The organism is Lysinibacillus sp. FSL K6-0232, from assembly GCF_038008325.1.
Taxonomy (GTDB): Bacteria; Bacillota; Bacilli; order Bacillales_A; family Planococcaceae; genus Lysinibacillus.
On sequence record NZ_JBBOYW010000001.1, the window covers coordinates 1 to 10,000 of the forward strand.

At 36.9% G+C, this 10,000-nt stretch carries 7 protein-coding genes; all 7 read left to right on the forward strand.

Annotated features, from left to right (window positions below):
• The 7 genes from dnaA (at position 1) to MHB42_RS00035 (ending at position 9,866) form a co-directional block, all read left to right on the forward strand.
• A complete protein-coding gene (dnaA, locus tag MHB42_RS00005) occupies positions 1–1,350 on the forward strand; it encodes a chromosomal replication initiator protein DnaA (protein WP_340803705.1) in 1,350 nt (449 codons plus the stop codon).
• 170 nt (positions 1,351–1,520) lie between these two features.
• Positions 1,521–2,657 carry a DNA polymerase III subunit beta gene (gene dnaN, locus MHB42_RS00010; RefSeq protein ID WP_340803706.1) on the forward strand — a complete coding sequence of 379 codons (1,137 nt, stop codon included), beginning with the start codon at positions 1,521–1,523 and terminating at the stop codon, positions 2,655–2,657.
• A 128-nt stretch (positions 2,658–2,785) separates the two neighbouring features.
• A complete protein-coding gene (gene yaaA, locus MHB42_RS00015; RefSeq protein WP_340803708.1) occupies positions 2,786–3,010 on the forward strand; it encodes a S4 domain-containing protein YaaA in 225 nt (74 codons plus the stop codon).
• 3 nt (positions 3,011–3,013) lie between these two features.
• Positions 3,014–4,129 carry a DNA replication/repair protein RecF gene (gene recF / locus MHB42_RS00020; protein ID WP_340803709.1) on the forward strand — a complete coding sequence of 372 codons (1,116 nt, stop codon included), beginning with the start codon at positions 3,014–3,016 and terminating at the stop codon, positions 4,127–4,129.
• Between the two features lie 92 nt (positions 4,130–4,221).
• On the forward strand, positions 4,222–6,156 hold the full coding sequence (gene gyrB, locus MHB42_RS00025; RefSeq protein WP_340803710.1) for a DNA topoisomerase (ATP-hydrolyzing) subunit B: 1,935 nt from the start codon (positions 4,222–4,224) through the stop codon (positions 6,154–6,156).
• A 24-nt stretch (positions 6,157–6,180) separates the two neighbouring features.
• Positions 6,181–8,637: a DNA gyrase subunit A gene (gene gyrA / locus MHB42_RS00030; protein ID WP_340803711.1), complete on the forward strand. Its 2,457-nt coding sequence runs from the start codon at positions 6,181–6,183 to the stop codon at positions 8,635–8,637.
• A gap of 143 nt (positions 8,638–8,780) precedes the next feature.
• Positions 8,781–9,866: an HD-GYP domain-containing protein gene (locus MHB42_RS00035; RefSeq protein WP_340803712.1), complete on the forward strand. Its 1,086-nt coding sequence runs from the start codon at positions 8,781–8,783 to the stop codon at positions 9,864–9,866.
• The last annotated feature ends 134 nt before the right edge of the window (positions 9,867–10,000 follow it).

Here is a 10,000-nt window from a genome sequence, read left to right on the forward strand (position 1 = left end):
TTGGAACATTTAGAAGAACTATGGAACAATGTCCTGGCTCAAGTAGAACAAAAAATTTCTAAACCAAGCTTCGAAACGTGGCTAAAGTCAACAAAACTACTATCCTACAATGGTAGCGGTTCAACTGTGACAATAGCTGCGCCAAATTCGTTTGCTCGAGATTGGCTTGAGAATCATTATATTCATTTGATTACAGGTATATTAACGGAGCTTACAGGCGAAGACTTGCTTATTAAATTTGTTGTTCAAAAAAGCCAGGACTCGGACGATTTCGATTTACCAGCGCCGATTATCCAAGCAAAAAATAACGATCACCATGATATTTCACCAGGTATGTTAAACCCGAAGTATACTTTTGATACGTTTGTTATTGGCTCTGGTAACCGCTTTGCACATGCTGCCTCACTAGCTGTCGCTGAAGCACCTGCGAAGGCTTACAATCCATTTTTTATTTATGGGGGCGTTGGGCTTGGTAAGACACATTTAATGCATGCAATCGGTCATTATGTATTGGAGCATAATCCTAATGCAAAAGTGGTCTACTTATCATCTGAGAAATTTACAAATGAGTTTATTAACTCTATACGCGATAATAAGGCACTTGATTTTCGCAATAAATACCGCAATGTAGATGTGCTACTAATTGATGATATTCAATTTCTTGCCGGAAAAGAATCGACTCAAGAGGAATTTTTCCACACATTTAATACATTACATGAGGAATCAAAACAAATTGTTATATCGAGTGATAGACCACCAAAGGAAATTCCAACATTGGAAGATCGACTACGTTCACGCTTTGAATGGGGTTTAATTACCGATATTGCACCGCCTGATTTGGAAACGCGGATTGCTATCCTGCGTAAAAAAGCAAAAGCAGATGGTCTAGAGGTACCAAATGAAGTTATGCTCTATATTGCGAACCAGATTGACTCCAATATTAGGGAGCTTGAAGGTGCGCTTATTCGCGTCGTTGCCTATTCATCATTAGTAAACAAAGATATTACAGCAACATTGGCTGCTGAGGCATTGAAGGATATTATTCCAAACTCAAAGCCACGCACTGTCACAATACTAGATATTCAAAATGCAGTAGGGGAGCATTTTAATATTCGCTTAGAAGATTTTGCTGCGAAAAAACGTACAAAATTAATAGCTTTCCCACGCCAAATTGCTATGTATTTATCACGCGAATTAACGGATTTCTCGCTGCCGAAAATTGGCGAAGAATTTGGTGGACGCGACCATACAACTGTTATTCATGCTCATGAAAAAATATCTTCTTTGTTGAAAAATGACGTTCAACTTCAACAAGATATTAAACAAATTCGTAGCATGCTAGGAAAGTAATGGCTGTGGACAAACCTAATATTTAAACACAAACTTATGCACAGTCTATCTACATGTGGATAGACTGATTTTATTCGCTTTAAATACACTTATCCACAAATCCACAGAGCCTATTACTATATCTTTTTATTTTATATAAATAAATAATATAAATATGTGAGGGAAAATACATGAAATTTGATATTTTACGTGACCGTTTATTAGAGGGTTTAAATGATGTCATGAAAGCTGTAAGCTCTAAAACAACTATTCCAATTTTAACTGGTATTAAAATGGATGTAACAGAGGAAGGTATTCGTTTAACAGGTAGTGATGCTGACATTACTATTCAAACATTTATTCCAGTTGAGGAAGATGGACAACAACTAATTCAAGTTACCGAAACAGGATCAATAGTGGTACAAGCTCGTATGTTTAATGAAATTGTACGTAAATTACCAACAAATGATGTCGAAATCCATGTAACTTCTGGTTTCCAAACTCATATCCGTTCAGGTAAATCTGAATTCCATTTAATCGGCTCTGATGCTACTGAATATCCGTTATTACCAGAGCTAACAGAGGATCAAAAATTTACTATTCCTGCTGATTTATTAAAAACAATTATTCGTGAAACAGTGTTCGCTGTTGCTACTTCAGAAAGTCGACCAGTGTTGACAGGTGTAAACTGGCAAATAAAAAACGAAACATTAATCTGTGTTGCAACAGATAGTCATCGTTTAGCAAGACGCAAAGTAGAACTAGAAAATTTACCAGAAGTTGAGCATAGTGTTGTTATTCCAGGAAAAAGTTTAAATGAGCTTAATAAAGTATTAGAGGATTCGACAAATCCTGTGCAAATCGTTATTACAAGTCAGCAAGTATTATTTAAAACAGATGATGTACTATTTTTCTCGCGTTTACTTGAAGGAAATTACCCAGATACATCACGTTTAATTCCAGAAGAGTATCAAACAAACGTAACGATTAATGGTAAGGCTTTATTACAGGCAATCGATCGCGCATCATTAGTTGCACGAGGCGATCGTAATAATGTTGTTCGATTTGAAATACTGGATCATCAAGCTGTTGAAGTTTCTTCTAATTCACCTGAAATTGGTAAAGTACAAGAGGAAATTCCTGTTGAATCACTAGAAGGGGAAAGTTTGAAAATTTCTTTTAGTGCAAAATATATGATGGAAGCGTTGAAAGCAATTGATGGTCAAGATGTAGTTATTCAATTTACTGGAGCAATGCGACCATTTATTTTACGTTCTGTTCATGACGATGCAATATTACAATTAATTTTACCTGTACGAACTTACTAAAAAATTTAAAAATCTGTCTGGATTAAAAAGTTAGGGTAGTCGCTTATGGCGGCTATCTTTTTTTACTTATAGTGAAATTTTAGGTATTATAGAGAGAAAGAGAGTTTGTATTTGGAGGGGAACACACTATGGAAGACATTAAAATTGATGAGGAGTTCATTACACTGGGGCAGCTGTTAAAAGTAACTGATGCCATTAGTTCAGGTGGAATGGCAAAGTGGTTTTTACAGGAAAATGCTGTTTATGTAAATGGAGAAGTGGATGATCGCCGAGGTCGTAAACTGCGTGATGGAGATATTGTCAATATTCCTGGATGCGGTCGTTTTCAAATCGTAGGACCAGCTGGACAATAAATTATGCATATTGAGCAATTAAAACTAACAAATTACCGTAACTATGATGCCTTAGCTTTAAACTTCTCTCCAAAAATTAATGTTTTCATTGGTGAAAATGCTCAAGGAAAAACAAATGTTATGGAATCCATCTACGTATTAGCAATGGCTAAATCTCATCGTACAACGAACGATAAAGAATTGATACGTTGGGATTCAGACTATGGTAAAATAGAAGGGGCCGTTCAAAAAAGACATGGTATTTTACCGATGGAGCTTACGATTACAAAGAAGGGTAAAAAGGGCAAGATAAATCATATAGAGCAAAGTCGCCTTAGTCATTATATTGGTCAAATGAACGTTGTGATGTTTGCACCAGAAGATTTAACGGTTGTAAAAGGTAGTCCGCAAATACGTCGACGTTTTATCGATATGGAGATTGGGCAAATTTCGCCTGTTTATTTACATGATTTATTGACCTTTCAAAAAATTTTAAAGCAACGTAACCATTTCCTAAAGATGAACCAAGGCAAATCCATGTCAAATGATGTGATGTACGAGGTTTACAATGAACAATATATTCATGCAGCTATCCAAATTATTCGTAAAAGATTTCAATTTATGGATTTATTACAGGAATGGGCTGAACCTATACATGCTGGTATATCACAAGGTAAGGAAACGCTTGTGATAAAATATCGTACAGTAGCTGGTATTGAAAAAGAACAGACGGCTAGTGAAATTGAAAATATTTTACAGCGGAAGTTGTTGGAAGCAAGAGAACGTGAATTTGACAGAGGCGTAACGCTAGTTGGTCCACATCGTGATGATTTGCAGTTCTTAGTAAATGGCTACGATGTTCAAACTTATGGCTCACAAGGACAGCAGCGTACAACTGCATTGTCTTTAAAGCTTGCTGAAATTGAATTAATTAAACAAGAAACAAATGAAACACCCATCCTACTTTTAGATGATGTATTATCGGAACTCGATGATTATCGCCAATCGCATTTATTAAACACTATTCAGGGTGAAGTCCAAACCTTTGTTACAACAACAAGTGTTGAAGGAATTCATCATGAAACGATGGAGCATGCCCAACTGTTCCACGTGAAACAAGGAGCGATTGAAAAAAGTTAGCCAGGGTAGTTTTTTAGATTATAAAAGAATGGTAATAGTCAGCTCGGTTGACTGTTCATTCATTTACACACAATGATGTTATGAAGGAGTAGATGAAAGCCGTGGCTATAGAGAACGAAGGTTTACAAAACCAAGCTTATGAGGCCGATCAGATACAAGTTTTAGAAGGCTTAGAGGCAGTACGTAAAAGACCAGGAATGTATATTGGTTCAACAAGCTCTAAAGGTTTGCACCATTTAGTATGGGAAATAGTTGATAATAGTATAGATGAGGCACTTGCAGGATTTTGTACGGATATCAAAGTAACAATTGAAAAAGACAATTGGATTCGAGTAGAAGATAATGGTCGTGGTATTCCTGTAAGCATTCAAGAAAAAATGGGTAAGCCAGCTGTTGAAGTTATTATGACGGTATTACATGCTGGTGGTAAATTTGGCGGTGGAGGCTACAAAGTATCTGGTGGTCTTCATGGTGTTGGAGCTTCAGTTGTAAATGCTCTTTCTGTTGAAACAATTGTGCAAGTTCACCGTGAAGGACATATCCATGAAATTAAATTTGAACGTGGAAAAACGGTTCAAGAGTTAACGGTTATTGGTGATACAGATCACAATGGCACAACAACGCGTTTTAAAGCTGACCCAGAAATATTTAAAGAAACAACTGTTTATGAATTTGATATTTTAGCTCATCGTATTCGTGAGTTAGCTTACTTAAATCGTGGTATTAAGATTACGATTGCTGATGAACGCGAAGAAGAGATTCGTTCAACTACATACCACTATGAAGGTGGTATTCGTTCATATGTAGAGCATCTTAATCAATCTAAAGAGCCTATCCATGAACCAATCGATGTGCTTGGAGAAAAAGATGGCATTTCAGTTGAAATTGCTATGCAATATAATGCTGGATTCTCATCCAATATTTTTTCATTCGCTAATAACATTAATACGTATGAAGGTGGTACGCATGAATCTGGCTTTAAGACAGCACTTACACGCGTTATTAATGACTATGCTCGAAAAAATGGGCTATTGAAAGAAGCTGATGCCAATCTAACAGGTGAGGATGTACGTGAAGGCTTAACAGCTATTGTTTCTGTTAAACATCCAGACCCTCAGTTTGAAGGACAAACGAAAACAAAGCTAGGAAATTCGGAAGTAAGCCAAATTACAAATGCCTTATTTTCTGATGGTTTTGAGCGTTTTATGTTGGAAAATCCAACTGTTGCTCGTAAGATCGTTGAAAAAGGTTTAATGGCAGCTCGTGCACGTGTGGCAGCGAAAAAGGCACGTGAATTTACTCGTCGCAAAAATGCTCTTGAAGTATCGAGCTTACCAGGGAAATTAGCTGATTGTTCTTCAACAAATCCAGCTGAATGTGAAATTTATATCGTTGAGGGTGACTCTGCCGGAGGTTCGGCTAAATCTGGACGTGATCGTCACTTCCAAGCAATCTTGCCATTGCGTGGTAAAATCCTCAATGTTGAAAAAGCACGTTTGGATAGAATTTTATCGAATGCAGAAATTCGCGCAATGATTACAGCTTTTGGTACAGGAATTGGAGAAGAATTCAACCTAGAAAAGGCACGCTATCATAAAATAATTATTATGACAGACGCAGATGTCGATGGTGCACATATCCGTGTGTTACTATTAACATTTTTATTCCGTTTTATGCGTCCACTTATTGAGGCAGGCTATGTTTATGCAGCGAAGCCACCTCTCTATCAAGTGAAGCAAGGGAAGCATGTAGAATATTGCTACTCGGATGAGGAATTAGAGGAAATTTTGAATCGATTACCAAGCATACCAAAACCAAACGTACAGCGTTATAAAGGTTTAGGTGAAATGAATGCGGAGCAGCTATGGGAAACGACAATGGACCCAGCGCATCGTACATTGATTCGTGTTGAATTGGATGATGCGATTGAAGCGGATCGAATTTTTGATCAATTGATGGGTGATGATGTTGAGCCACGCCGTCATTTCATTGAAGAAAATGCTGTCTATGCTGAATTAGATATTTAATCGTTTGGAAGGGAGGGCTATATTTTGTCTGAGATCGAACATGAGAATATTCAAGGTAGAAATATTACGACTGAAATTAAAACATCATTTTTAAGCTATGCGATGAGCGTTATTGTAGCGCGTGCTTTACCAGATGTACGCGATGGCTTAAAGCCTGTACATCGTCGAATTTTATATGGGATGCAGGAGCTAGGCAATACATCTGATAAGCCTTACAAAAAAAGTGCTCGTATCGTAGGGGATGTAATGGGTAAATACCATCCACATGGTGATTCCTCTATTTATGATGCAATGGTACGTATGGCACAGGATTTTAGCTATCGCTATATGCTTGTAGATGGGCATGGAAACTTCGGATCTGTCGATGGCGACGGAGCTGCTGCGATGCGTTATACGGAATCACGTATGTCGAAGATAGCCATGGAAATGCTACGAGATATAAATAAAGATACAATTGATTACGAGCCAAACTATGATGGAAGTGAGCGCGAGCCAAAAGTATTACCATCACGTTATCCAAACTTACTTGTTAATGGTGCATCAGGTATTGCGGTAGGAATGGCAACAAATATTCCACCTCATCAGCTTGGAGAAACGATTGATGCAGTGCTTGCTTTATCTGAAAATCCAGCTATCTCAACGGAAGAATTAATGGACATTATACCTGGGCCAGACTTCCCAACAGGAGGCTTAATTATCGGTCGTTCTGGTATTCGCAGAGCTTATGAAACAGGTCGTGGCTCCATTACTATTCGAGCGAAGGTGGAAATCGAACAAAGTAGCAATGGGAAGGAAACAATTTTAATTCATGAGCTACCTTATCAAGTAAATAAAGCAAAATTAATTGAAAAAATTGCAGAGCTTGTGCGTGATAAAAAAATTGATGGCATTACTAATTTACGTGATGAATCAGATCGTCGCGGTATGCGTGTTGTTATTGAAGTACGTCGTGATGCAAATGCAAACGTTGTATTGAATAATTTATATAAGCAAACGGCAATGCAATCAAGCTTTGGCGTCAATATGCTTGCATTAGTGGATGGTCAGCCAAAAATTTTAAGTTTAAAAGAGGCACTACATCACTATTTAGAGCATCAAAAAGTAGTGATTACTCGTCGTACACAGTTTGAGCTACGTAAGGCAGAAGAGCGTGCGCATATTTTAGAAGGTTTACGAATCGCACTTGACCATATCGATGAAATTATCGCGATTATTCGTGGCTCTCGTAGCGGCGATGAAGCGAAGCCAGTTTTAATGGAGCGATTTTCTTTAAGCGAACGTCAGGCACAGGCAATTCTTGATATGCGTCTTGTTCGTTTAAGTGGTTTAGAGCGTGAAAAAATTGAGGCTGAATATCAAGAGCTGCAAAAATTAATTAGCGAATTAAAGGCAATTTTAGCGGATGAAGGAAAGATTCTTGATATTATCCGTAAAGAAATGCTTGAAATAAAAGAACGCTATAACGATACACGCCGTACACAAATTACTGCTGGTGGACTTGAAATGATCGAGGATGAGGATTTAATTCCACGTGAAAACTCAGTCATAACGTTAACACATAACGGTTATATTAAACGTTTAGCTGCGAATACATACCGTTCACAAAAACGCGGTGGTCGTGGTGTGCAAGGTATGGGAACAAATGATGATGATTTTGTAGAGCATCTTATGAATACTTCTACGCATGATACGATATTATTCTTTACATCGAAGGGTAAAGTATTTAGAGCAAAGGGCTATGAGATTCCAGAGTTTGGTCGTACAGCTAAAGGTTTACCAATTGTTAATTTACTAAATATCGAAAAAGATGAAAAAGTAACTGCTATGATTCGTGTTGATTCATTTAATGAGGATGCATACTTTATCTTTACAACAAAAACTGGGATTACTAAACGTACACCCGTATCTCAATTTGCCAATATCCGAACAAATGGGCTAATTGCTATTAGTTTACGAGAAGATGATGATCTGATTTCTGTCCGTTTAACAGATGGTAAGAAGCAAGTGATCATTGGTACACGTGATGGTATGCTTGTTCGTTTCCAAGAGGAAGATATTCGTTCTATGGGGCGTACAGCAGGCGGCGTACGTGGTATTAAGCTCCGTGATGGTGATGAAGTCGTAGGTATGGAAATTATTGAACCGGGTCAGGAAATTTTAGTTGTTACTGCAAAAGGTTATGGTAAACGTACTGCTGAAGAGGAGTATCGTCTACAAAGCCGAGGTGGTGTTGGATTGAAAACAATCCATATTACTGATAAAAATGGCCCAATGGTAGCTGTTAAAACAGTCGATGGTTCTGAAGATTTAATGTTGATTACAATTAATGGTATGTTGATTCGTATGGATGTTAATGATATTTCATTAATTGGCCGTAGCACACAAGGCGTTCGTTTAATCCGGTTAGGAGATCATGAGCTAGTGGCAACGGTAGCAAAAGTGGAAAAAGAAGAAGTTCACGAAGATGATATAGAGGAATAATGAAAAAGCCGGTGACGACCGCGATAGTCGTTCATCGGTTTTTTTAACATAAATTATGAAAAATAAGTAACTATTTTGAATTCCGTGATAAAATGGAAATACCTTCAGTGAAACAAGCTAAATAGTGAAGAGGTGTTTATTTCGTGGAAAGTATACATGTTCCGATTTCAGAATTAGGTATTGGTCAAGTTATTTCTGAAGATATTTTTGCTAATACACAATATCCTATTATTTTTAAAGACACAATGATTTCCCACGTACATTTACAGGTTTTTAACGCATTTAATATTTCCAATGTGCCAGTTTATAAAGATCAAAGCGAAACTCGATCCGAAAAGCAAGAAAATAATGTAGCAGTTACAATAATAGAAGAAATCCCTACTTTTAGAAAAGCATATAATCAGTCGATTGAACAATTTAAAAAAGAATTTAAAAATTGGGAAGCGGGCGCCAAGGTAGACATTGCCAAAGCTAGAGCAATTATTTTGCCACTGGTAGAAATGGTGCTAGATGATCGTACTATTATTTTTGATTTAAACGAGTATTCTAATCCAAAAGACTATTTGTATCATCATTGTGTAGCAACTGGCTTAATTGCTGCAGTTATTGCACAAAAGCTAAGCTATGATAGAGGTACTACTATTCAAGTAGCAATTGGTGGTTTATTAGCTGATTGTGGTATGGCGAAAGTACATCCACGAATTCGTGATAAAAAGTCATCTTTAACAGAGCAGGAATTCAATGAAATTTATAAACACCCCATTTATAGTCACAATATGGTAAAGGATTTAACAATTTTAAAGGAAACCATGAAAGAGGCTATTTTCCAGCATCATGAACGTTTAAATGGAAGCGGCTATCCAAAGGGTGAAAAAATCGCTAATATCTCGATTTTTGCACAAATTATCGCTGTCGCAGATGTTTTCCATGCAATGACTTGTGAACGAGTGTATAGAGCTAAACAATCTTCATTTAAAGTAATAGAAATGATTAATGAATCTGAATTTGGAAAGTTTGATATTAAAGTAGTACGTGCACTCATTGACATTTTTGCAGACCTGCCTATAGGTACAATTGTTGAGCTTTCTAATTTAGAGCGTGCTGAAGTAATGTATGTTAATAAATTTGCACCAACACGACCACTTATTAAACTAGTGCATTCAGGAGAGATTTTCGATTTAAGTAAAAACCGTACTTTCTATATTTCAAGAATTATCACTAATGTATAAAGTAGTAATACGAATGAAGGCTTATGCAACCATCTAGTGTCATTGCTAGGTGGTTGATTTTTATTTTACTTTAAAGTTCTTGATTAAAGGTTTGAAGGGGGAGCTTGAGAAAAGAAATATTAATAATTTTGTTG

Excerpts from the sequence above, each read along its gene's own strand:
- dnaN (WP_340803706.1), top strand. The coding sequence starts at position 1,521 with ATGAAATTTGATATTTTACGTGACCGTTTATTAGAGGGTTTAAATGAT.
- yaaA (WP_340803708.1), top strand. The coding sequence starts at position 2,786 with ATGGAAGACATTAAAATTGATGAGGAGTTCATTACACTGGGGCAGCTG.
- recF (WP_340803709.1), top strand. The coding sequence starts at position 3,014 with ATGCATATTGAGCAATTAAAACTAACAAATTACCGTAACTATGATGCC.
- gyrB (WP_340803710.1), top strand. The coding sequence starts at position 4,222 with ATGAAAGCCGTGGCTATAGAGAACGAAGGTTTACAAAACCAAGCTTAT.